This window comes from Rhizobium sp. 21-4511-3d (genome assembly GCF_053522545.1).
Genome location: NZ_JBNWCF010000004.1, coordinates 301700 through 324280, shown reverse-complemented (window position 1 = coordinate 324280; position 22581 = coordinate 301700). Strand labels below are relative to the sequence as shown.

Sequence of the window (22581 nt, the reverse complement as noted above, 5' to 3'; positions counted from 1 at the left end):
AATTTCCTGTTCCCGCGTCTCCACGATCTGCCCCGCTCGCTGACCGGTGTTCAAAACCCAACGGTCACAGGATCGGACATCGTATTTCAGTTGTCGAGCATATTCATCGGCGCGTTGCCTGTTGTGGTGAAGCGGCGGCGGGAACGCATGAGACGCCGCCGCTTCCAGGCTGCCTTCCGTGGATCGCGAAAGGCATCAGGCTAGTAGGGGAGACCCACATAGTTTTCCGCAAGCGCTGTGGCGGCAGCGGTCGAATGGGTGAGATAGTCGAGCTCGGCCTCCTGGATCTTCTGGCCGAAATCGCCGGTATCCGGGAAGCGGTGCAGCATCGTCGTCATCCACCAGGAGAAGCGGACGGCCTTCCAGACCCGCGATAGAGCCCGGCCGGAATAGGCATCGATCCCGGCGTTAGAGCGTTCGCCATAATATTCCGCGAGGGCGGAGAAGAGGTAATGCACATCGCTCGCCGCAAGGTTCAGCCCCTTCGCGCCCGTCGGCGGCACGATATGGGCGGCATCGCCGACCAGGAACAGGCGTCCGAACCGCATCGGCTCGGCGACGAAAGAGCGCAGCGGCGCGATCGACTTCTCGAAGGACGGCGCGGTCTGCAGCGCCTCGGCGTGGTGGGCGGGCAGGCGGCGGCGCAGCTCGTCCCAGAAGCGCTCGTCGCTCCAGTCCTCGATCTTCTCGTCGAGCGGACACTGGATGTAATAGCGGCTGCGGCTTTCCGAGCGCATCGAACAGAGCGCGAAACCGCGCGGATGATTGGCATAGATCAGCTCGTGGCTGACGGGCGCGACGTCGGCGAGAATGCCGAGCCAGCCGAAGGGATAGACCTTCTCGAAAGTGCGGATCGCCGATGCGGGCACTGCCTTGCGGCTGGCGCCATGGAAGCCGTCGCAGCCGGCGATAAAATCGCAGTCGATGCGATGGGTGACCCCATCCTTCTGGTAGGTCAGGTAGGGCGTATTACCGTCGAAATCATGCGGGGTGACATTGGCCGCGTCATAGATCGTCGCTGCACCACTTGCTTCGCGATGCTTCATCAGGTCGCGTGTCAGCTCGGTCTGGCCATAGACCATGACCCGCTTGCCGCCGGTGAGGCCGTGTAGATCGATACGGTGATCGCGGCCGTCGAAGGCGAGGGAGAAGCCGTCATGCGGCAGTCCCTCGGCATGCATGCGCGCGCCCGATTTTGCCTGATCCATCAGTCCGACCGTGCCTTCTTCCAGCACACCGGCGCGCACGCGGCCGAGAATGTAATCCTTGCCGGCGCGATCGAGGATGACGTTGTCGATCCCGGCTTCCGTCAGCAACTGGCCGAGCAACAGGCCCGACGGGCCTGAGCCGATGATGGCGACTTTGGTGCGCATGTTTCCTCCTGGCGTCCTCTTGTTGCAATTCTGCGAAGAGGGGAGGTCCGGGACAATGGACATTTCAGGCCAGAAATTGCACTAATCGAACATTGAAGGAGGCTGCAGCGATGACGAAGTTCGTCCCGACCTATGAGCTCTATGGTGAAAATTCCGGGCGAAAGCCGGATTTCTGGCTGCATTGCGAAACAATTCCGTCGCGTAGCAGCCTGCATCACTGGGAGATCAAGCTGCATCGCCACGAGAGTTTTTTCCAGATCTTGTACATCAGCGCCGGATCGGGGGATGCGATCTTCGGCGCCGAGCATCATCAGATCGCGCCTGACACCGTCATCACCGTGCCGCCCGGTCTCACCCACGGCTTCCGCTTCTCAAGGGATATCGACGGCTTCGTCATCACCGTGCTCGCCTCGCACCTGAAGGCGCTGCCGGGCGGCCGCAGCCCGCTCGGCGAATGGCTCGCCCATCCGCATCTGACCGTGCTCGACAGGAATAATCCCGATGCCGCCTATGCCGGGCAGACGCTGTCGCGCCTCGGCGCCGAATTCGCCACCCGCAACAGCGGCCGCACGGATCTGCTCGAAGCCTATGTGACGATCGCCCTGCAGCTGACGATGCGGCTTTCCGGAAGCGCTGCGGGCGAGGGCGCGGACGAGAATGGCCGGCGCATGGAGCGGCTGAACGGCCTGATCCAGCAGCATCTGCGCAGCCACAAACCGGCCGCCTTCTACGCCGCCGAACTCGGCATCTCCCCGACCCATCTCAACCGTATCGTCAAGGCGGCGACCGGCCTCGGCACCCACGAGATGATCGCCCAGCGGCTCGCCGACGAAGCCAAGCGCGAACTAGTCTTCACCTTCGGCAGCGCTCAGGAAATCAGCTATCGCCTCGGCTTCGCCGATCCCGCCTATTTCTCCCGCTTTTTCGTGAAGCAGACGGGCCAGACACCGCGCGCCTGGCGGCTGGCGGAGCGGGCGAAGCTCGGGATGTGATCAGCGCAGCACGAGGCGAAGCGCGGCCTGCGTTTCCTTCATCAGCGGCAGATAGCGCGTCACCATCTCGTCAGCCGAAGCATGCGCCGCCGGGGCGCCGATATTCAGCGCGCAGATCAACTGGCCGCGGTCGTTCTCGACGGGGACGGCGATGGAGCAGAGGCCGAGTTCGAGTTCCTGATCGATGACCGCATAACCCTGGGCGCGGACGCGCTGGAATTCGGCGATCAGTTTCTCGGGGTCGGTGAGCGTGCGCGGCGTATTCGCCTTGAGATCGCTGCGGGCAAGAATGGCGCGCGCCTCGGCTTCGGGGAGTGCAGCCAGCAGAACCCGGCCCATCGAAGCGCAATAGGCGGGCAGGCGGCTTCCCGGCGTCAGGTTGATCGACATCACCCGCTTCTGCGAGGCCCGGGCGATATAGAGGATCTCCGTGCCGTCGAGCACGGAGGCGGAGGCGCTCTGCCCTGCCTTTTCCGACAGCAGATCGAGATGCGGCTGCAGGATGGCGGGCAGCGGTGTGGCCGAGAGATAGGCGTGCCCCAGCCGCAGCACCTTTGGCGTCAACGTGAAGAACTTGCCGTCGTAATCGGCATAGCCAAGCTCCGAAAGCGTCAGCAGCGAGCGCCGCACCGTTGCACGGTCGAGCCCGGTCAGCTTGGCAGCATCGGTAATCGAGAGACGCTGATGCATCTCGCCAAAGGCCTCGATGACTTTCAGCCCCCTCGCAAATCCGCTGACGAAATCTGTTTCTCGCATCTCGTGTCTCGTTCAATTGTCATGAAGACATTGTGCGATATGAGAACAAATGTCAAATAACGCACAATTTGCTTGCCTGCCCCGCCGCTGCGGACTTATCCATTCCGCCTGAGGCGGGAGATCCCCGCGATGCCAGGCGAGGAGATATCCGGCATGGACAAGACGATCCGGAGCGCGGCCGACGCCGTATCCGATATTGGTGATGGCGCCGTCGTGATGATTGGCGGCTTTGGCGGGTCCGGCGCGCCGATCGAGCTCATTCATGCGCTGATCGACAAGGGGCCGAAGAACCTTACCGTCATCAACAACAATGCCGGCAACGGCCGGATCGGTATTGCGGCGATGATCGATGCCGGGATGGTCAGGAAGATGATCTGCTCCTTCCCGCGCTCTTCCGATCCGCGGGCCTTCACCGACAAGTATCTGGCGGGCGAGATCGAGCTCGAGCTGGTGCCGCAGGGCACGCTCGCCGAGCGCATCCGCGCCGGCGGGGCCGGGATCCCTGCCTTCTATACGCCGACGACCTATGGAACCGAGCTCGCCGAAGGCAAGCCGATCGCCGAATTCGATGGCAGGCATTACGTGCAGGAGCGGTGGCTGAAGGCCGATTTCGCGATCGTCAAGGCGCAGCTCGGCGATACGCATGGCAACCTCACCTACAACAAGGCGGGGCGAAACTTTAACCCGCTGATGTGCATGGCGGCGGCAAAGACGGTCGCCCAGGTCTCGAAGCTGGTGCCCGCCGGCGGCATCGATCCGGAACAGGTGGTGACGCCCGGCATCTTCGTCGATGGCGTCGTCGAGATCGCCAATCCGCAACAGGAAGAAGAGCTCATTCGAGCCGGGGTGGCCTACGTATGACACTCGATACGCGCGAAGACATCAAGCTTTCCAACGCCCAGATCGCCTGGCGCGCCGCCCAGGACATTACCGACGGCGCCTATGTGAACCTTGGCATCGGCTTCCCCGAAATGGTCGCTCGCTACCAGCCCGAGGGGCGCGAGGCGATCTTTCATACGGAAAACGGCATCCTCAATTTCGGCGAGGCGCCGCCCACCGGTGAAGAGGATTGGGATCTGATCAATGCCGGCAAGCGGGCTGTGACGCTGAAGCCGGGTGCCGCCTTCTTCCACCATGCCGACAGCTTCGCCATGGTGCGCGGCGGTCATCTGGATATCGCCATTCTAGGTGCCTATCAGGTTTCGGAAAACGGCGACCTCGCCAACTGGCGGGTCGGCTCCAAGGGCGTCCCGGCAGTCGGCGGAGCGATGGATCTCGTCCATGGCGCCAAGCAGGTCTGCGTCATCACCGAGCATGTGACCAAGAACGGCGAGCCGAAGCTGGTCGAGAAATGCACCTTTCCGCTGACCGGTGTCGGCTGCATCACCCGCGTCTATACGAGCCATGCCGTGATCGACATCGTCAAGGGCCGCTTCGTGCTGCGCGAGAAGCTTGCCGCCATGTCGGTCGAGGAACTGCAGGCAATGACCGGCGCAAAACTGCAAATCGAAGGCCCGGTTGCCGATCTCGCCGTGCCCGAGCTGTAAGGAGTTCACCGATGGCTGAAGCTTTCATCTGCGATTACATCCGCACGCCGATCGGCCGCTTCGGCGGCTCGCTCTCATCTGTTCGTGCCGACGATCTCGGCGCCGTGCCGCTGAAGGCACTGATGGAGCGCAACGCTTCCGTCGATTGGGATGCGGTCGACGACGTCGTCTTCGGCTGCGCCAACCAGGCAGGCGAGGACAATCGCAATGTCGCGCGCATGTCGCTGCTGCTGGCCGGTCTGCCGCTTGGCGTCTCCGGTACCACGATCAACCGTCTCTGCGGTTCCGGCATGGACGCCGTCATCACCGCGGCGCGGGCGATCCGCGCGGGCGAGGCGGAGCTGATGATCGCCGGCGGCGTCGAGAGCATGTCTCGCGCGCCTTTCGTCATGCCGAAGGCCGATACGGCCTTTTCGCGCAATGCCGAAATCTACGATACGACGATCGGCTGGCGCTTCGTCAATCCGGTGATGAAGAAGCAATATGGCGTCGATTCCATGCCGGAGACCGGCGAGAATGTCGCCGAAGATTACAAGGTGAGCCGTGAGGATCAGGACGCCTTTGCCGTTCGCTCGCAGGCAAAGGCGGCTGCCTCCCAGGCAAGCGGCCGGCTCGGCAAGGAGATCGCCGCCGTCACCATCCCGCAGCGCAAGGGCGATTCCATCGTCGTCGACAGGGACGAGCATCCGCGCGCGACCTCGATGGAGGCGCTTGCCAAGCTCGGAACGCCCTTCAAGAAGGAGGGCGGGACTGTCACCGCCGGCAACGCATCGGGCGTGAACGACGGCGCTGCGGCGCTGATCATCGCCTCGGAAGCGGCGGCGAAGAAACACGGTCTCAGGCCGATCGCCCGCATTCTCGGCGGTGCGGCTGGCGGTGTTCCGCCGCGTATCATGGGTATCGGTCCGGTCCCGGCATCGCGCAGGCTGATGGCGCGCCTCGGCATGAAGCAGGAGCAGTTCGACGTCATCGAGCTCAACGAGGCCTTCGCCTCGCAGGGGCTGGCGGTATTGCGCGAGCTCGGGATTGCCGATGACGACGGCCGTGTGAACCGCAATGGCGGCGCCATCGCGCTCGGCCATCCGCTCGGCATGTCGGGCGCCCGTATCACCGGCACGGCGGCACTCGAACTTGCCGAAACCGGCGGCCGCTATTCGCTCTCGACCATGTGCATCGGCGTAGGCCAGGGGATCGCCGTGGCGCTCGAGCGCGTCTGACCCGATACAAATTCCCGTGTCCGGCATTGCAGTTGGCGGACACGGCCTGCTAAGACTCCCGCATATCATTACCATGCAATTGTTTTAGGGAGGCTTTGCAGCCATGGCTGATCTTGCTCAATCACTCGCGTCCATCAAGCTGCCGGATCTGGCCGGCAAGGCCGTGCTCATCACCGGCGCATCGACAGGCATCGGCGCCGCCCTTGCCCGCGCTTTCGCCGCACAGGGCATGAAAGTCGGCATCCACTACAATGCCAGCCGCGAGCCGGCCGAAAAGCTCGCCGAAGAAATCCGCGCGACAGGTGCTACGGTCCATCTGGTACATGGCGACGTTTCCAGGGAAGGCGAGACGGAGCGCGTTGTCGAGGAGACGGCCAAGACCTTCGGCCATCTCGACGGCCTGATCAACAATGCCGGCGGCATGCTCGGCCGCAAGCCGACGTCGGAATATACCGGCGAGCACTACGACAAGGTGATGAACCTCAACGCCCGCTCGGTGCTGGCAGCAGTGCGCGCCGCCCATCCCTGGCTGAAGAAGCAGGGCGGCTTCATCATCAACACCACCTCGATCGCCGCCCGCAACGGCGGCGGCAACGGCGCGATCCTTTACGCGGCATCCAAGGGCTTCGTTTCGACGATCACCCGCGGCCACGCCAAGGAATTCGTGCCCGATCGTATCCGTGTCAACGCAGTCGCACCCGGCGTCATCGCCACGCCCTTCCACGAGCGCTATACCAATGACGAGCAGATGGAGCTACAGCGCAAGTCGATCCCGATGGGCTTCGTCGGCACGTCAGAGGATTGCGTCGGCGCCTATCTCTTCCTGGCCTCGCCGACGCTGTCGGGCTACATCACCGGCCAGATCATTGAGGTCAATGGCGGCCAGCTGATGCCGTAATCGGCGCTTCGTCTCACCGATATTTTGCACTGCACAAGGGAACCTTCGGGTTCCCTTCACGTTTCGAGGATTGGGGGAAGGCGATCGCCGTTCCTGTACCTTCGAGACGGACGATCATGTTCAAGCCAAGCCACTCTCATCGCTGTGCCGGGCATTGTTGCCGGACGCAGTGTTTTGTTGTGCCTGCTGGTTGAACTGCCTGCACGCCTCGCCTGCTGTCATGGCAGCGAAACCATTTAATGAAGCGATATAAAGGATGGGCGACACAACAATGAGCTACTCGTTCTCGGAACTCGATTTCCTCAAGCCTGAACTTGGCGCGGAATATACAGGCTCCGGGACGCATTTTGCCGTCTATTCCGCCCATGCCGAGCAGATGGAGCTCTGCCTCTTCTCCGCCGACGGCAAGAGGGAGGAGGCGCGCCTGCCGCTGCCGAAGCGGGAGGGCGATATCTGGTCGGGCTATATTGCCGGCGTCGGGCCGGGCACTGTTTACGGCTACCGCGCCCACGGCCCCTATGATCCCCGGAACGGCCATCGCTTCAATCCCAACAAGCTGCTGCTCGATCCCTACGCCAAGCAGGTGGTCGGCGATCTCAAGTGGGACGACGCGCTCTACGGCTACACGATCGGCAAGGACGATCTTTCCTTCGACGAGCGCGACAGCGCCCCCTTCATGGTCAAGGGCGTTGTGCAGGATCCGGATTTCGATTGGGACGGCGATCAGGCGATCCGCCGCCCGTGGACGGAGACGATCGTCTATGAAGCGCATGTGCGCGGCATGACGATGACCCATCCCAAGGTGCCCGACCGGCTGCGCGGCACGTTCTTGGGCATGGCGAGCGATCCGATCATCGAGCACCTGACGAAGCTGGGGGTCTCCGCCATCGAGCTGCTGCCGATCCAGTTCTTCCCGAACGACCGCTATCTCGAAGAGAAGAACCTGACGAATTACTGGGGCTATCAGACGCTCGGCTTCTTTGCCCCGCAGTCGCGATATCTCTCGAGCGACAAGATCACCGAGATCAAGACCATGGTCCGCAAGTTCCATGCGGCCGGGATCGAAGTGATCATGGACGTCGTCTACAATCATACCGCCGAAGGCAGCGAGCGCGGCCCGACGCTCTCCTTCCGCGGCCTCGACAATGCGAGCTACTACATTCTCTCGCCCGACGACGCGCGCCATACCTTCGACACGACAGGCACCGGAAACACGCTGAATATCGCCAATCCGATGGTCATGCGCATGGTGCTCGACAGCCTGCGTTATTGGGTGGGCGTCATGCATATCGACGGCTTCCGCTTCGATCTGGCGAGCACGCTCGGCCGGCAGGATCTGGAGTTCGACCGTCAGGGCATCTTCTTCAGCGCCATCCGCCAGGATCCGATCCTCGCCGGCGTCAAGCTGATCGCCGAGCCTTGGGATGTCGGCGAGGGCGGCTATCAGGTCGGCGGCTTCCCGCATCCCTTCCGCGAATGGAACGACAAGTTCCGCGACGATGTCCGCCGGTTCTGGAAGGGCGATGGCGGCCTCGTCTCCAGCCTGTCGCAGCGCATCACCGGCTCTGCCGTCCAGTTCAACCATTCCGACCGCGGCGCCACCTCCTCCGTCAATCTGCTCGCCGCCCATGACGGCTTTACGCTGATGGACACGGTCTCCTTCAACGACAAGCACAACGAGGCGAATGGCGAGGACAATAACGACGGCCATTCCGACAATCATTCGGACAATATGGGTGCCGAAGGTGCGACGGATGATAAGGGCATCAACGACAACCGTGCGCGGCGCCGCCGCAACATGATGGCGACGCTAATGCTGTCGCAGGGCGTGCCGATGATCGTCGCCGGTGACGAGATCGGCAACAGCCAGCATGGCAACAACAATGCCTATTGCCAGGACAACGAGATCGGCTGGATCGACTGGAGCGGCCTCGACGATCCGTTCCTGACCTTCTGCCAGAAGATGATCGCACTCCGGAAGGCGCATCCCGAGCTGCATCAGGAGCGATTCCTCACCGGCGAGACCAGTGAGGACGGCCGTATCGAGATCGCCTGGTACAAGCACGACGGCACCTTCATGGATGACGGCGCCTGGAACGATGGCGAGCTTCGCGTTCTCGGCGTCTATATTTCCCGCAGCGTCCACACGCCGGACAGCGAGAAGATGGACGGGCTCTTCATGCTGTTCAACGCCGGCGGCGATTGCGAGATCAGCCTGCCTGAGGTGAACGGCATCGATCACTGGCAACGGCTGGTCGAAACCGGCGCGGACGATGCCTTCGAGATCATCGATGTCGATAGCCCGATCACGCTCTACCGCGAAAGCGTCGCCGTCTTCGCGCCAAAGGGCGCGACGGAGCCGCCGAAAGAGGCAGACACGGCCGAGCGCCGCCGCTGGTTCAACTTCGGCCGCAAGCCGAAATGACGGGCCACTGATAGCGCGATGAATGCGGACGCGATTGCCGATCTCGGCCTGATCTATGTGAGCGATACCGAACCCGGCATTCGCCGCAGCCGCAAGGGCAAGGGCTTCTGCTATCGGCTGCCTGACGGCAAACTGGTTGCCGACCCGGAGCTCAAGGACCGGATCGCCGCGCTCGGCCTGCCGCCCGCCTATGACGATGTGTGGATCTGCCTGCAGGAAAACGGTCACCTGCAGGCGACCGGCTACGATGCCCGCGGGCGGAAACAGTACCGCTACCACAAGGATTGGAACGCCTTTCGCAGCGTCGAGAAGTTCCATCAGCTGATCGAGTTCGGCCAGGCATTGCCAAAAATCCGCCGGCAGGCGCTGAGGGATCTCGACACCGGCGTCGACGATATCAGGGGCATCCTGGCGGCGCTGACGACACTACTCGACGAGGCGCATCTGCGCGTCGGCAATCAGGCCTATGTCAAGGAAAATGGCACCTACGGTGCCACCACGCTGCTCAAGCGCCATATCAAGCTCAACGACGGGAAGATCGAGCTGAAGTTCCGCGCCAAGGGCGGCAAGCGGGTGCAGCGCAGCCTCAAGCATCCGCGCCTGCAGAAGATACTGGAAGAGATCGCCGATCTTCCCGGCCGCCAGCTCTTCGTCTGGAAAGATGAGACGGGATCGCTGAAACCCGTCGAGTCCGGGCGGCTGAACAGCTATCTCGCCGAGATCTCCGGCATCGCTATCTCTGCCAAGACGTTTCGGACATGGGCCGGATCGCTTGCCGGTTTCGGCGTGGCGAGAAGCGCAATCCTCGAAGGGCGCCGCCCGACCGTGAAGGAGATGGCGGAGGCCTCGGCCGAGGTGCTGCACAACACGCCGGCGATCTCGCGCTCCAGCTATATCCATCCGCGCATCATCGCTCTGGCCGACCGCGAGCGCGATGTTCCGCAGGAGATGCCCGAGGCGGCGGCACCGCTGCGCGGTCTGCGCGCCGAGGAAAACCGGCTGCTGGATTTCCTCATGCGCGAAGCGGGAATGACCGCCTGAGGCATGGCTGGCGAAAAAAGCCCGCGCCGGGTGGACGCGGGCTTCTCAGGTGACAGGAGGTCCACCAAGGGCGGCCCGGTTCTGTCGCCGGCCTTCCTCGATTGCTCCGCTTTGCGAGCCGCACTTAGCTGGCGCTCTGCAAAGCGCAGGTTGCAGGGGAAGAACAGTTGAAGCCGCCGATCGTTCCGCAATTTCTGGACGGAACAATTTCTCTTACATCACGTTTCAAAGCTTGATCGGGAGCAATTCTGAAAGGGCTTTCCTATGCCGAATGTTCGTAAGGTCTCGGAAAAGAACCAGAAGTTCGATCCGCGTGACCGGCTGATCATCGCGCTCTATGCGCAATTGAAGGCCGAACGCGAGACGCGGGAAACGCTCGAATGGGTCATCCGCAACGGCGGGCTGTCCGACGCGGTGCTTGAGGCGATCGCCTCCGACCCCGTCCGGCCGGTGACCAGCGACGAGATCGCTTCCGTCGAGAAGATCATAGCTTTGGACGAGCGCCGTAAAGGCGCTCCACGCGACTACGACTGAAGAGAGGAGAAAAAGATGGTCGACATTACCTATCAGATCGTGCCGCATGATGAAGGCTGGGCCTACAAGCTCGGCGATACGATATCCGAAACCTATGCGACGGCGGAGGAAGCCGCCGATCGCGCCAGGAGCGCCGCATCGCGGCAGAAGATCGGCGATGGTGATGCTTTGCTCGCTTATCCGGCTCCTGATGGCGGTTGGCAGTTCCAGCCCCTTGAAACTGACAGAAGCGGTAGCAGACTCTGATAGGATAACTGTAGCGTAGGAGAGTGACATGGCGGCGCGGGCAAGCTGGAAAGGCCATCTGAAGATTGGCGACCTTGTCTGCGGCGTCGGTCTCTACACCGCCATCTCATCCTCCGACCGCCTGTCCTTCAACATCATCAACCGCAAGACCGGCCACCGCGTCGAGCGGCAGTTCGTCGATAGCGAAACCGGAAAGCCCGTCGATCGCGAGGATCAGGTGAAGGGCTATCGGATGGACAATGGCGACTATATCGTCATCGAAGGCGACGAGATCGCCAGCGTCATGCCCGACAGCGACAAGGTGATGGGTGTCCAGAGCTTCATTCCCCTAAACGAGATCGACAAGCTCTATTTCGACCGTCCCTATTACCTCGCCCCCATTGAAGATCACGATGCCGAAGCCCTCGGCCTGATCATGCGCAGCATGCGCGACAACAAGGTCGCGGCGCTTGCCCAGGCGGTGCTGTTTCGCCGTAACCGGACATTGCTGATCCGCGCGCAGGATGATCACGTCATCGCCACAATGCTGAATTTCGACTACGAGGTTCGCTCTGCCGAGACCGTCTTCAAGGACATCCCGGACATCAAGTTCGACAAGGAAATGCTGGAGCTCGCCGGCCATATTATCGGCACCAAGAAGGGCAGCTTCAATCCGGCCGAATACGAGGACCGCTATGAGGCGGCGCTGACCGAGCTCGTCAAGGCCAAGATCGAGGGCCGCGAGCCGCCGAAGCGTAAGCCGAAGCCGGAGGGCAAGGTCGTCGATCTCATGGAGGCGCTGCGCCAGAGCGCCAAGATCGGCGGCAAATCGGGATCCGGTAAGCCTGCCGCCAGCGCATCCAGCCGCCGCAAGAAGGCGAGCTGACAATGGCGCTCGAAACCTATCAGCAAAAGCGCGACTTCAAGGTCACCCCGGAACCGCGCGGCGCGAAAGGCAAGAGCAAGGGCAACAGCTTCGTCATCCAGAAACATGATGCGACGCGCCTGCACTACGATTTCCGCCTGGAGATGGATGGGGTGTTGAAGAGCTGGGCGGTGACGCGCGGCCCGAGCCTCAATCCTGACGACAAGCGGCTCGCCGTCCATGTAGAGGATCATCCGCTCTCCTACGGTGATTTCGAGGGTGTCATCCCGAAGGGTCAGTATGGCGGTGGCACCGTCATCGTCTGGGACCGGGGCACCTGGGCGCCGCTCGGCGACGCCAAGAAGGCCTACCGAAAGGGCCATATCGAATTCGAGCTTGATGGCGACAAGCTGAAGGGCCGATGGCATCTGGTGCGGATGCACGGCAAGCCCGGCGAAAAGCGCGAGAACTGGCTGCTGATCAAGGGCGAGGACGAGGAGGCCCGCCACGGCCGCCGCGAGGACATCCTGAAGAAACGCCCGGAATCCGCCAAGAGCGGACGGACGATCGAGCAGGTCGCCAAGAACCCCGACGATACCTGGAATTCCAAGCCGAATGGCCGCAAGACGGCTACGAAACCCGCTGCCAAGGCCAAGGCGCAGCCGCAGGTGCATCAGTGGCCGAAGGGCGCGCGCAAGGTGGCGATGCCGGATTTTGTCGAGCCGGTGCTTGCCAAGCTGAAACCGCGCCCGCCTGCCGGAGAGGGCTGGATCCACGAGATCAAGTTCGACGGTTACCGCCTGCAGATCCGCATCCGCGACGGCAAGGTGACGATGCTGACGCGGACCGGGCTCGACTGGACAGAGAAGTTTGGCGAGGAGATCGCCACCGCCTTCGGCGCGCTGCCTGTCGATAGCGCATTGATCGATGGCGAGCTCGTCGTCGAGCGGGAGAACGGCGCCTCCGACTTTTCGGCGCTTCAGCACGATCTGAGCGAAGGCCGCAGCGACCGCTTCTCCTACTATGCCTTCGACCTGATCTATCTCGACGGCCACGATCTGCAGAATGTCGCGCTCATCGACCGCAAGGCACTGCTGGAAAAGCTGCTGCCCGCCGGCAGCGCAAAACTGCGATACAGCGAGCATTTCAACGAGAATGGCGGTCTCGTTCTCGATCATGCCTCCCGGCTTGGTCTTGAGGGCGTGATCTCCAAGGACCGCGACAGCCATTACGTCTCGGGCCGCACCGGCGATTGGGTGAAGTCAAAATGCGTCAAGCGACAGGAATTCGTCATCGGCGGGTTCGTCCCCTCGACATCGATGAAAGGCGCGATCGGCTCGCTTGCCATGGGCTACTACGACAAGGGCAAGCTGAAACATGTCGGCCGGGTCGGCACAGGCTATACCGTCAAGCTGTCGCACGATCTCTACCTGCAGCTTTCAAAGCTCGAACAACCCGACAGCGCCTTCGAAGGCAAGCTGACGGCGGACGAGCGCCGCGGGCTGGTTTTCGTCAAGCCGGAGCTGGTGGCCGAGGTTGAATTCAGCGCCTGGTCGGCGGATGGTAATCTGCGCCACGCCGCCTTCCGCGGCTTGCGCGAGGACAAGGCGGCGAAGGAAGTGGGGCGCGAAATGGGTGCAACTGCTGCAAAAGAGCTGCCGGTATCGGATGTGACGCTGACGCATCCCGATCGCATCTACTGGCCGGACGAAGGCATCACCAAGGCCGGGCTGGCGGATTACTACGCCAATGTCTGGGAGCTGATAAAGCCTTTCGTCGTCAACCGGCCGCTATCGCTGCTGCGTCTGCCGGATGGAATATCGGGCAAGCAGCGCTTCTTCCAGAAACATGCCTGGAAGGGCATGAACGCCCATATCGAAGAAATCGCCGATCCCAAGGATCGCGGCGGCGAGAAGCTGTTGCGGATCAGGGATTTCGATGGTCTCATCGCGCTCGTTCAGTCAGCCGTTCTGGAAATCCATCCCTGGGGCGCGACGACCGCCAAATGGGAAAAGCCCGACATGGTGATCATGGATCTCGATCCGGCCGATGATGTGCCCTGGACGTCAGTCATTTACGCCGCGCATGAGATCAAGGCGATCATGGAAGGCGAGGGGCTTGCGGCCTTCGTCAAGACCTCGGGCGGCAAGGGTCTGCATGTCGTGGCGCCGCTGGCCCCGAAAGCCGGCTGGACCGAGGTGAAAGTCTTCGCCAAATGGATCGCCGATACGATGGAAGGCTCCGATCCCTCGCGCTACATTGCCAAGGCGACGAAAGCGGAGCGCAATGGCAAGATCTTCATCGACTACCTGCGCAACGGCCGCGGCAACACCGCCGTCGCCCCCTATTCGGCCCGCGCCCGCAAAGGCGCACCGGTTTCGATGCCCATCGACTGGAGCGAGCTCACAAGCGAAATCGGCCCCGCCTATTTCACCGTCGATAATACGCCTGCCAGGATCAACGCGCTGTCGCGCGATCCCTGGGCCGATTTCTTCGAGGCGGCAAAGCCGCTCGAAAAGAAGAAGCGGTCCTGAGGGACCGCTCTTCCACGGATCATACCGCGACTGCCTTCCGCCGATCGAGCAATCCCGCGAGACCTGCCGCAACGAGTGCCGATGTCGCCGGGATCAGGATCACGCACAGCAATTCCCGCCCGGTCGAGGCCTCATCGAGGAGAAGTCCGGCAATCGAAGCGATCACCGCACCGCCGCCGACGCTGACGGCGGCTGCAAGCCCGGCGGCGGTTCCTGCCAGATCGGGCTGGACGGCCAATATGCCGGAATTGGCGGCGGGCATGGTCAGTCCGTTGCCGATGCCGATGAAGATGCAGGCCGCGAAAAAGGCCGGAGGGGCGGTGATCCCGGCGATCGCGAGCGCCAGGCCGCCGAGCAAACCGGTGCATGTCAGCGTCCGTCCCGCGATCAGCACGCTGGCGATTGGCATGTGGCTCGCACAACGCCCGGCGAGATAGCTGCCGAGAATGAAGCCGGCGGGCACCATGCCCATGTAGAAACCGAGTTTGGCGCTTGACCCTCCGAGTGCCTCGTTCATGACGAGAGGAGCACCGGCAAGGAAGACGTAAAGCGTCCCCATCGAGCAGGCCATGCAGGCGGCATAGACGAGGAAACGCGGCGAGCCGAGCAGCAGCCTGTACGATGCGAAATAGCCGTGCGCGTGAGATCGCTGCTTGCCAGCCTCGTCACGGATTTCACGCGCGGCAAGCGCCAGCATGATTGCGCCGAGCGCGGCAAACATCACGAAATTCGCCCGCCAGCCGAAGAGCTCGCTGACCGCTCCGCCGATCGTCGGGCCGACCATCGGCGCGACTGCCCAGCCCATGGCGAGATAGCCGAACTTGCTGGTAGCCTTCTGCCCGCCCCAGCTTTCCTTGACGATGACGAGTGCGATCGAGAAGCAGGCGGCAATCGCCGCCTGCAAGGTGCGGAACAGCAGGAAGACATAGATATTGCCCGCTAGCGCGCAACCCGCCGAAGCGAGAATGAAGATCGACAGCGAGACAAAGACCACCGGCCTGCGCCCGAAGCGGTCGGACAGGGCGCCGCCGATGATTTCGGCAAAGGCGGTCAGTGCGGCATAGGCCGCGACGCTGAGAGCCACCAGCGCCGGATCGGTGCGCAGGTCGGCAGCGATTTCGGGCAGCGACGGCAGGATCAGGTTGACGGGCAGGACGGAGAGGGCTGTCAGCAGGATAAGCGTGATCAGCCGTGGCGGTTTGGGTTGGCGTGCGCGTGCGAGTTCGGATGCGGAATTTCCGGTCATCGGTCGTCTCTCGGGTGATGGGAAGAGGGATGTCCGGCAGGCCGTTGCCCGGAATCCGGGCAATAAAAAAGGCCCCGCCGGGAGCCTGCTTACCGCGCATGGGTGCTTTCGCCGGATGGCTACGCCATCCTGCCCATGCGCCCTATCACCACTACGAGAACCGTCGCGATCATCATGCTCTAGAGCTACCGGCAAACTTTGGGCCGGTCAATCGCGTGCGGAAATGAAAAGGGCGGCTTGCGCCGCCCTTCCGAAATCAGGCTGCCTTGGAGACGACGCCGTGCGGGTCGAGGACGAATTTCGTCGCCGCGCCCTGGTCGAAGCTCTCATAGCCCTGAGCGGCGTCTTCGAGCGAGATGACCTTGGCGTTGACGATATCGGCGATCGGCAGGCGGTCATGCAGGATCGCCTGCATGAGCTGGCGATTGTACTTCAGGACAGGCGTCTGGCCGGTATGGAAGGACTGTGCCTTGGCCCAGCCGAGACCGAAGCGCAGCGACAGGCTGCCCTGCTTGGCGGCGGCGTCCACCGCACCCGGGTCTTCAGTCACGTAGAGGCCGGGAATGCCGATCGAGCCTGCTGCGCGGGTGATCTCCATCATCTGGTTCAGGACGATCGCCGGCTGTTCGCCGCCCGAGTGACCGCGGGCTTCGAAACCGACGGCGTCGATCGCGCTGTCGACTTCATTGGTGCCGACGACCTGGGCGATCATGTCGCCGAGACGGTCGCTCTTCGACAGATCGATCGGCTCGAAGCCGACCTTGGCGGCATGGGCGAGACGATCCTTGTTGAAGTCGCCGATCATGACGACGGCAGCGCCGAGGATACGGGCCGAAGCTGCAGCGGCAAGGCCGACCGGGCCGGCACCGGCGACATACACCGTCGAGCCGACGCCGACACCGGCGCGGACCGCGCCATGGAAGCCGGTCGGCAGGATGTCGGACAGCATGGTCAGATCGCGGATCTTCGCCATCGCCTTGTCGCGATCCGGGATCTTCAGGAGGTTGAAGTCGGCATAGGGGATGGTGACGTAGCGCGCCTGGCCGCCGATCCAGCCGCCCATGTCGACATAGCCGTAGGCGCCGCCGGCACGCGCCGGATTGACCGTCAAGCAGACGCCGGTGTCCTGCGACTTGCAGCAGCGGCAGCGGCCGCAGGCGACGTTGAACGGAACGGAGACGATATCGCCGATCTCGAGCATCTCGACGTCGACGCCCTTTTCGATGACTTCGCCGGTGATCTCGTGGCCGAGAACCAGGCCGGGCATCGCGGTCGTGCGGCCGCGGACCATATGCTGGTCGGAGCCGCAAATGTTGGTGGAAATGACCTTCAGGATGACGCCGTGTTCGATGCGGCGGCCATCCGGCGCCTCCAGCTTCGGATCGTCGATGTCACGCACATCGACCTTGCCGGGTCCTAGATAGACGACGCCTCTGTTCTTGCTCATTTTCGTCTCCTCCGTTGAAAATGCCAACATCCCACGGGGCTCCTCCCGCCGCAGGCTGTGATCACAGATTAGATGATATGCCCGTAAGCGTTGTTCCGAATGCGACGGTTTGGGTCCGGAAAAGGCCGGTCAGTGGCGCTTCGGCTGGCCGCTTTCTTTCGCCAGGCTCTTCTTCAGCGCATCCATGATGTTGACGACATTGCCGGTCGATTTGACCGGCGGCGCCTTCTTGACCGGTGTCATCTTCTTCATGGTCTTCAGCTTGGCGCGGATGATGCTCTGCAGCCGCTTCTGTACCGGGTCCTGCATCATCGCCGGGCTCCAGTCCTGCGTCTGGTCCTTCACCAGCTTCTTCATCATTGCCAGCACCTTGGCATCCGGCTTGGCGTCGATATCGACGGTGCCGGCAGGCTCGCGCAGCTCGTCGCCGTAATGCAGCGTCCAGAGCACGATGCCCTTGCCCTGCGGCTCCAGAAGCACAGCGCGTTCGCGGCGGTAAAGCACCAGCCGGGCGATGCCGACCACGTCGTTTGCGGCCATCGCCTCGCGGATGACGCAGAAGGCCTCGGTGCCGACCTTGTCTTCAGGTGCCAGGAAATGCGGCTTGTCGTACCAGATCCAGTCGATCGAGCCGCGCGGCACGAAGGTGTCGATATCGATCGTCCGCGTGCTCTCGAGACCGACCTCATCGAGCTCGGCATCCTCGAGCAGCACATAATCGTCCTCGCCGCGCGGATAGCCCTTCACCTGCTCCTTCGCCGCAACCGGCCGATGGGTGACGCTATCGACATAGCGGCTCTCGACGCGGTTCTTGGTGTTGCGGTTCAGGACGTTGAAGCGGACCTTGTTGCTGTCGGTGGTCGCCGGGGTCAGCGATACCTGTGCCGTCACCAGCGAGAGCTTCAGGTAGCCTTTCCAGAATGTCTGCCGGGGCATGGCTCGTCTCCTCACGCAGCCTGATCGAGTTCGGGATAATGGCGGAAGATGCCGTTGACGTTGAAGGCGAGGCGGCGATCCGATTTCAGGTAGGCCGCAATATTCGGTCGCTGTTCGACCATGTCATGCAGCCTGCAACAACGGATATTGCTTCTCGGAGCCCTTCATCGCCTTTGGAAAGGCGTAGCGCAGCCCTTCGAGCACCTGAAACAGCGACAGGTCCACATAGCTCAGCTTGTCGCCCGAGATATGCGCCGTTCCCTTCGGATTGTTGGCGATGACGCGCTCGAAATAGCCGAGGAACTTCGGGATGCGTTCCTTGATGAATTCGGCCGAACGGGCCTTCGCCTCTTCCTTCTGGTCCTCATAATAGAGCGAGGTGGCGATCGGGTGGTGCGTGTCGTGCACCTCGGCGACGAAATCGGTGATCGTCAGCTGCAGGCCGTTGAGCACATAGCGTGCCGTATCGTGTTTCGGAGCCAGATCGAGCTTCGCTCCGAGATAGAAGAGGATATTGGCGACATGCGAGACGATCAGATCGCCATCCTTCAGAAAGGGCGGCGCGAAGGGGATGTCGGCGCTTGCGCTACTTTCCATGATCTTCATCATCGCACCGGTGCCGCGATCGCTGCCGGATTCGCGTGTCACGTCGATATAGCTGACACCAGCCTCCTCAAGCGCCAGACGCACGAACTCCCCGCGCCCCTGTATTCCGTCCCAATAGTAGAGCTCGTATGCCATGCAATTCCCCGACTAACGTCATCCTGTTCCACCCCTTGAAATGTGGCGGCTTGCCTATCCGTCAACGGGCGCGGCTCGTGCGTCAATGATGAGCGTGTTGCTCATTGCGCTTGCGGGTCGCTGCTGCCTTCTTGGCGGAAGCCGAACGCTCTGCCGCCGGGCGTGATGCCGACGCCTTGCCGCCGATCCGGCCGCCCTTTTCGGAGGAGACGTGGGTATCCTTCTTGCCGCGTCCGGAGCCGGATTTGTTACCGCCGCCCTCTTCCTTGTTGACGGTGGCCCAGGCTCGGCGTTCGGCTTCCTTGTGGGAGACGCCGCGGTCTTCGTAGCCTTCTTCGATGTGTTCTGCCTTGCGCTTCTGCCTGTCGGTATAGGCCGATTTATCGCCTCTGGGCATGGCTGCCTCCTCTTCGTGCAAAGAGGTTCAAACCGTTCGGAACCTGAAAGGTTCCGCTCTTTTTACGCTGCAGAACGATTCTTACGTAAACGGAACAAAAGCCGCGTTAACCCTGTTTCCGGGGGCAAGTCCTGCAAACCTGATGACCAAACAGGAAGGAGCAGAGAGATGGATAACCACATCAGCGAAGCCGATGGAAACGGCAAGATCGATCTGAATGGCCAGCTGTCGCCTGTTGCCTACAGCCTCAAGGTAAGGAAGGGCACAGGCCGGTCCTTTGAGATCAGCGTACGGCTGCTCGCGCCACGCGACTGGCTGCTGCAGCGCGGTTTCGGCAGCGATGCCGTCCTGATCAGCGCCAGCGGTGCGCGCATTCCCGTCTATCATCCGGGCGGAGAGTTGGGCAGCGGCGATGCGCTATCCGTGGAGCTCGTCGCCCGCGACGACAGCTGCACCAGCACGGACGATATCGTCCGCAAATATCCGGAGTTCAACAGCGGCAGCCATAAGCTCGATGGTTTCTGAAGTCTCAGGCAATCGGGCGCTGTAACGCGGCGGTCTTGACGGCCTTGTCGAGAGCGGTGCTGCTGAACGGCTTGGTCAAAAGCACCGAGCCGGTAAAGCGGGCCGCTTCCGGCAGGCTGCTGTTGCCGGTCGCAAAGACGATGCCGACCGAGGGGAAGGCCGCCCGCGCTTTGGCTGCGAAGGCCGGGCCGGACATGCCGGGCAAGCCGACATCGGCGACGATGATATCGATCGCCGCAGCTGCTAGGATTTCCACGCCGCGCTCGCCGCTTTCCGCCTCGATCACCTCATAGCCGAGGTCCTGCAGGATCTCGGCGGTATCCATGCGGATGAAGGCGTCGTCCTCGACGAGAAGCAGCTTCAGCTTTTCCTGAATGATTTCGCGCGGCGGCGTACCGGGAGCGGCGGAGGCCGCTGCATGCCCCTGCCGGCGCTGCGCCTGATTGGCAAGCACATGGCGGATTTTCCGGGCGAGCGCTTCGCGCGTATAGGGCTTGGAGAGCAGTTCGAGGCCTGGATCCAGCCGTCCGCCGTGGACGATCGAGTTTTCGGTATATCCTGACGTATAGAGCACGCCGATATGCGGCAGCCGCTCGCGCGCCATGCGGGCAAGCTCCGGGCTCTTCAGCGTGCCGGGCATGACGACATCGGTGAACAGCAGATCGATGTGGACGCCGCTTTCTATGACGGTGAGCGCGCTCTGCGCATCGCGCGACTTCAGAACGTAATAGCCGAGATCGGTCAGCATCTCGACGACGGTGGCGCGCACGCCCTCATCGTCCTCGGCGACCAGAATGGTTTCGGTGCCGCCGACGGCCGGAACCGTCTCGATGCTGGCGATCCGGTCCTCGCTCTGGAAGGAGCGCGGCAGATAGAGCTTGATCGTCGTGCCCTCTCCGACCTCGCTGTAGATCTTCACGTGGCCGCCCGATTGCTTGACGAAGCCATAGACCATCGAGAGCCCGAGGCCGGTACCCTTGCCCTCCGGCTTGGTGGAGAAGAACGGCTCGAAAGCCTGCTCGATCACGTCGGCGGTCATGCCCGAACCGGTGTCGGTCACTGCGAGCACGACATATTGCCCGGGCACGACCTCGGGATGCGTCCGGCTGTAGGAATCGTCGAGAAAGGCATTGCCGACTTCGATCGTCAGCTTGCCGGAACCGTCCATAGCATCTCGGGCGTTGATCGCGAGGTTCAGCAGCGCATTCTCAATCTGGATCGGATCGGCAAAGGTGTTCCAGAGACCGCCGGAGACGACGGTCTCGACCTCGATTTCTTCGCCGAGCGCGCGGCGCAGCATGTCGTCCATGCCGGCGACGAAGCGGCCGACATTGATGACTTTCGGCTCCAGCGGCTGGCGGCGGCCGAAGGCGAGAAGCTGGCTCGCCAGCCGTGATCCGCGATCGACAGCGGTCAGCGCATTGGAGATACGCTCCTTGGCGCGGGTATTGCTGGAGACATCCTTGCCGAGCAGCTGCAGATTGCCTGAGATGACTTGCAGCAGATTGTTGAAGTCGTGCGCCACGCCGCCGGTGAGCTTGCCGATCGATTCCATCTTCTGCGCCTGCTGTAGCGCGGCCTCGGCCTGCTGGCGCTCGGCGATCTCGGCGGCGACGCGCACCTCGAGCGTCTCGTTGAGGCGGCGCAGCTGCTCCTCGACATTGCGGCGCTGGTTGATCTCCATCTCCTGAGCGCGAACGAGCCGCGCATTGTCGATGGCAACAGCGGCCTGACCGGCGAGGCTAACGAGACTTGCCTCGGCCGCATCGTTGAACCGTCCGGGCTGGGCGTGACCGAAAAACAGGCCGCCGATCACGCTTCCGTCACGGGATTTGACCGGCACGGCGAGATAGCTGCGCACTGGCAGATGCCCCTTCGGCATTCCCTGATGCGGCGCGTTCTTGCCGTAGCGCGGATCTTGCAGGATATCGTCGGAGCGCACCACGCCCTCGCCGCTGAAAGTTGGCGCGAAGACCTTGGTGTTGCGCGGCATCGGGAAGCGCTCGAAATTCTTCCGGTCGACGCCCGACAGCGCGTAGAGCATGTAGCTGCCGCCTTCGCCGTCATCGACATTGTAGAAGAAAGCGCCGAATTCCGCGCCGGTCAGCGCCACGCCGGCATCGACGGCAGTCTGCGTCAGACGCTCGACATTGAGCTCGGCGGTGATCGCCGCACCGGCGGCGTTGACGATCGACAGCGCGTCGGACTTGATCCGCAACTCGTCGAGCGCGCGCCGCTCGCGCCGCTTGGCCATAACCTGCGCCGAGACTTCCATGGTGGCACAGAGGATACCGGCTATCGAGCCGGTTTCATCACGCAGTGGCGTGTAGGAGAAGGTGAACCAGGTATCGGCGACCTTGCCGGCGCGCCGCATCGGAACCAGTAGTTCCTCGAAAAGCTGTGCCTGGCCGCTTAGCGTCGCCTTCACGATCGGTTCGAACTGCTGCCAGATATCGCTCCACACCTCACGGAACGGACGGCCGAGCGCCTGCGGATGGCGCTCCTCGAAAACAGGCACATAGGCATCGTTATAGATGAAGGCGAGGTCTGGACCCCAGGCGACAAACTTCGCATGGCGGGAGTTCAGCATCGCATCGGCGTAATAGCGCAGCGAGGCAGGCCACTGATCGACAGGCCCTATGCCCGAGGCGTGGAATGCTGGATCCCGGAGCATCTTGCCGATTTCGCCGCCACCTTTCGGCCAATCGCCTTCAGTCTGCCCCGTCATTCATTTCACTTCCGTGCCAAGCCGCGAAGACGCGGCGCGATGCTGCCCAATTGCAGCTAAAATAGAGGGTCGCACGTATAGGGAAAGGGCTTGCGGAAAATAAGCTTAACACGCGTGTATTCGCTGAGGCGAATAACTGCCGGGTGGAAGAATT

Annotated in this window: 19 protein-coding genes and 1 pseudogene; 12 read left to right on the top strand and 8 right to left on the bottom strand. The window is 62.5% G+C overall.

Annotation, left to right across the window (positions count from 1 at the left end):
• Window positions 1–200: 200 nt before the first annotated feature.
• The gene (pobA, locus tag ACQZ5H_RS12335) at window positions 201–1373 is read right to left on the bottom strand and encodes a 4-hydroxybenzoate 3-monooxygenase (RefSeq protein WP_449097863.1); all 1173 of its coding nucleotides are present in this window, start codon (window positions 1371–1373) and stop codon (window positions 201–203) included.
• 110 nt (window positions 1374–1483) lie between these two features.
• Between pobA and ACQZ5H_RS12330 the strand changes: the two genes are divergently transcribed.
• Window positions 1484–2365 carry a helix-turn-helix domain-containing protein gene (locus ACQZ5H_RS12330; RefSeq protein ID WP_449097862.1) on the top strand — a complete coding sequence of 294 codons (882 nt, stop codon included), beginning with the start codon at window positions 1484–1486 and terminating at the stop codon, window positions 2363–2365.
• Here the strand turns inward: ACQZ5H_RS12330 and ACQZ5H_RS12325 are convergent, their stop codons facing one another.
• Window positions 2366–3121 carry an IclR family transcriptional regulator gene (locus ACQZ5H_RS12325; protein WP_449097861.1) on the bottom strand — a complete coding sequence of 252 codons (756 nt, stop codon included), beginning with the start codon at window positions 3119–3121 and terminating at the stop codon, window positions 2366–2368. It lies immediately after the preceding gene.
• Window positions 3122–3274: 153 nt separating this feature from the next.
• Here ACQZ5H_RS12325 and ACQZ5H_RS12320 point away from each other — a divergent pair, with 153 nt between their 5' ends.
• The 10 genes from ACQZ5H_RS12320 to ligD all read left to right on the top strand — a co-directional run bounded on the left by ACQZ5H_RS12320 (window position 3275) and on the right by ligD (window position 14407).
• Window positions 3275–3982, top strand: coding sequence for a 3-oxoacid CoA-transferase subunit A (locus ACQZ5H_RS12320; RefSeq protein ID WP_449097860.1), 708 nt, complete (start codon window positions 3275–3277; stop codon window positions 3980–3982).
• On the top strand, window positions 3979–4668 hold the full coding sequence (locus tag ACQZ5H_RS12315; protein WP_449097859.1) for a CoA transferase subunit B: 690 nt from the start codon (window positions 3979–3981) through the stop codon (window positions 4666–4668). Before ACQZ5H_RS12320 ends, ACQZ5H_RS12315 begins: the two co-directional genes overlap by 4 nt.
• An 11-nt stretch (window positions 4669–4679) precedes the next feature.
• Window positions 4680–5885, top strand: coding sequence for a 3-oxoadipyl-CoA thiolase (gene pcaF, locus ACQZ5H_RS12310; RefSeq protein WP_449097858.1), 1206 nt, complete (start codon window positions 4680–4682; stop codon window positions 5883–5885).
• 103 nt (window positions 5886–5988) lie between these two features.
• Window positions 5989–6783: an SDR family NAD(P)-dependent oxidoreductase gene (locus ACQZ5H_RS12305; protein WP_449097857.1), complete on the top strand. Its 795-nt coding sequence runs from the start codon at window positions 5989–5991 to the stop codon at window positions 6781–6783.
• A gap of 271 nt (window positions 6784–7054) precedes the next feature.
• The gene (glgX, locus tag ACQZ5H_RS12300) at window positions 7055–9208 is read left to right on the top strand and encodes a glycogen debranching protein GlgX (RefSeq protein ID WP_449097920.1); all 2154 of its coding nucleotides are present in this window, start codon (window positions 7055–7057) and stop codon (window positions 9206–9208) included.
• Between the two features lie 18 nt (window positions 9209–9226).
• On the top strand, window positions 9227–10249 hold the full coding sequence (locus ACQZ5H_RS12295) for a DNA topoisomerase IB (RefSeq protein WP_449097856.1): 1023 nt from the start codon (window positions 9227–9229) through the stop codon (window positions 10247–10249).
• Between the two features lie 264 nt (window positions 10250–10513).
• Window positions 10514–10783: a hypothetical protein gene (locus tag ACQZ5H_RS12290; RefSeq protein WP_112712251.1), complete on the top strand. Its 270-nt coding sequence runs from the start codon at window positions 10514–10516 to the stop codon at window positions 10781–10783.
• A gap of 15 nt (window positions 10784–10798) precedes the next feature.
• Entirely contained in the window at window positions 10799–11029 is a 231-nt protein-coding gene (locus ACQZ5H_RS12285) for a DUF2188 domain-containing protein (protein WP_112712249.1), read from the top strand.
• A 28-nt stretch (window positions 11030–11057) separates the two neighbouring features.
• Window positions 11058–11894 (top strand): non-homologous end joining protein Ku, encoded by an 837-nt coding sequence (gene ku / locus ACQZ5H_RS12280; RefSeq protein ID WP_449097855.1) that lies wholly within the window; start codon window positions 11058–11060, stop codon window positions 11892–11894.
• A 2-nt stretch (window positions 11895–11896) separates the two neighbouring features.
• A complete protein-coding gene (gene ligD / locus ACQZ5H_RS12275) occupies window positions 11897–14407 on the top strand; it encodes a DNA ligase D (protein WP_449097854.1) in 2511 nt (836 codons plus the stop codon).
• A gap of 19 nt (window positions 14408–14426) precedes the next feature.
• On the opposite strand, the gene ACQZ5H_RS12270 is transcribed toward ligD, so the two are convergent.
• The 5 genes and pseudogenes from ACQZ5H_RS12270 to ACQZ5H_RS12250 all read right to left on the bottom strand — a co-directional run bounded on the left by ACQZ5H_RS12270 (window position 14427) and on the right by ACQZ5H_RS12250 (window position 19174).
• The gene (locus ACQZ5H_RS12270) at window positions 14427–15653 is read right to left on the bottom strand and encodes an MFS transporter (RefSeq protein WP_449097853.1); all 1227 of its coding nucleotides are present in this window, start codon (window positions 15651–15653) and stop codon (window positions 14427–14429) included.
• Window positions 15654–15909: 256 nt separating this feature from the next.
• Window positions 15910–17100, bottom strand: a complete 1191-nt coding sequence (gene fdhA, locus ACQZ5H_RS12265) for a formaldehyde dehydrogenase, glutathione-independent (protein WP_449097852.1) — start codon at window positions 17098–17100, stop codon at window positions 15910–15912.
• Between the two features lie 129 nt (window positions 17101–17229).
• The gene (gene ku / locus ACQZ5H_RS12260) at window positions 17230–18036 is read right to left on the bottom strand and encodes a non-homologous end joining protein Ku (protein WP_449097851.1); all 807 of its coding nucleotides are present in this window, start codon (window positions 18034–18036) and stop codon (window positions 17230–17232) included.
• Window positions 18037–18047: 11 nt separating this feature from the next.
• Window positions 18048–18777, bottom strand: a pseudogene (locus ACQZ5H_RS12255) (glutathione S-transferase).
• Between the two features lie 82 nt (window positions 18778–18859).
• Entirely contained in the window at window positions 18860–19174 is a 315-nt protein-coding gene (locus ACQZ5H_RS12250; protein ID WP_203431049.1) for a plasmid stabilization protein, read from the bottom strand.
• Between the two features lie 168 nt (window positions 19175–19342).
• Between ACQZ5H_RS12250 and ACQZ5H_RS12245 the strand changes: the two genes are divergently transcribed.
• The gene (locus tag ACQZ5H_RS12245) at window positions 19343–19699 is read left to right on the top strand and encodes a hypothetical protein (RefSeq protein ID WP_112712231.1); all 357 of its coding nucleotides are present in this window, start codon (window positions 19343–19345) and stop codon (window positions 19697–19699) included.
• A 4-nt stretch (window positions 19700–19703) separates the two neighbouring features.
• Here the strand turns inward: ACQZ5H_RS12245 and ACQZ5H_RS12240 are convergent, their stop codons facing one another.
• A complete protein-coding gene (locus tag ACQZ5H_RS12240; RefSeq protein ID WP_449097850.1) occupies window positions 19704–22427 on the bottom strand; it encodes a response regulator in 2724 nt (907 codons plus the stop codon).
• Window positions 22428–22581: the final 154 nt, after the last annotated feature.

Excerpts from the sequence above, each read along its gene's own strand:
- pobA (WP_449097863.1), bottom strand. The coding sequence starts at position 1,373 with ATGCGCACCAAAGTCGCCATCATCGGCTCAGGCCCGTCGGGCCTGTTG.
- ACQZ5H_RS12330 (WP_449097862.1), top strand. The coding sequence starts at position 1,484 with ATGACGAAGTTCGTCCCGACCTATGAGCTCTATGGTGAAAATTCCGGG.
- ACQZ5H_RS12325 (WP_449097861.1), bottom strand. The coding sequence starts at position 3,121 with ATGCGAGAAACAGATTTCGTCAGCGGATTTGCGAGGGGGCTGAAAGTC.
- ACQZ5H_RS12320 (WP_449097860.1), top strand. The coding sequence starts at position 3,275 with ATGGACAAGACGATCCGGAGCGCGGCCGACGCCGTATCCGATATTGGT.
- ACQZ5H_RS12315 (WP_449097859.1), top strand. The coding sequence starts at position 3,979 with ATGACACTCGATACGCGCGAAGACATCAAGCTTTCCAACGCCCAGATC.
- pcaF (WP_449097858.1), top strand. The coding sequence starts at position 4,680 with ATGGCTGAAGCTTTCATCTGCGATTACATCCGCACGCCGATCGGCCGC.
- ACQZ5H_RS12305 (WP_449097857.1), top strand. The coding sequence starts at position 5,989 with ATGGCTGATCTTGCTCAATCACTCGCGTCCATCAAGCTGCCGGATCTG.
- glgX (WP_449097920.1), top strand. The coding sequence starts at position 7,055 with ATGAGCTACTCGTTCTCGGAACTCGATTTCCTCAAGCCTGAACTTGGC.
- ACQZ5H_RS12295 (WP_449097856.1), top strand. The coding sequence starts at position 9,227 with ATGAATGCGGACGCGATTGCCGATCTCGGCCTGATCTATGTGAGCGAT.
- ACQZ5H_RS12290 (WP_112712251.1), top strand. The coding sequence starts at position 10,514 with ATGCCGAATGTTCGTAAGGTCTCGGAAAAGAACCAGAAGTTCGATCCG.
- ACQZ5H_RS12285 (WP_112712249.1), top strand. The coding sequence starts at position 10,799 with ATGGTCGACATTACCTATCAGATCGTGCCGCATGATGAAGGCTGGGCC.
- ku (WP_449097855.1), top strand. The coding sequence starts at position 11,058 with ATGGCGGCGCGGGCAAGCTGGAAAGGCCATCTGAAGATTGGCGACCTT.
- ligD (WP_449097854.1), top strand. The coding sequence starts at position 11,897 with ATGGCGCTCGAAACCTATCAGCAAAAGCGCGACTTCAAGGTCACCCCG.
- ACQZ5H_RS12270 (WP_449097853.1), bottom strand. The coding sequence starts at position 15,653 with ATGACCGGAAATTCCGCATCCGAACTCGCACGCGCACGCCAACCCAAA.
- fdhA (WP_449097852.1), bottom strand. The coding sequence starts at position 17,100 with ATGAGCAAGAACAGAGGCGTCGTCTATCTAGGACCCGGCAAGGTCGAT.
- ku (WP_449097851.1), bottom strand. The coding sequence starts at position 18,036 with ATGCCCCGGCAGACATTCTGGAAAGGCTACCTGAAGCTCTCGCTGGTG.
- ACQZ5H_RS12250 (WP_203431049.1), bottom strand. The coding sequence starts at position 19,174 with ATGCCCAGAGGCGATAAATCGGCCTATACCGACAGGCAGAAGCGCAAG.
- ACQZ5H_RS12245 (WP_112712231.1), top strand. The coding sequence starts at position 19,343 with ATGGATAACCACATCAGCGAAGCCGATGGAAACGGCAAGATCGATCTG.
- ACQZ5H_RS12240 (WP_449097850.1), bottom strand. The coding sequence starts at position 22,427 with ATGACGGGGCAGACTGAAGGCGATTGGCCGAAAGGTGGCGGCGAAATC.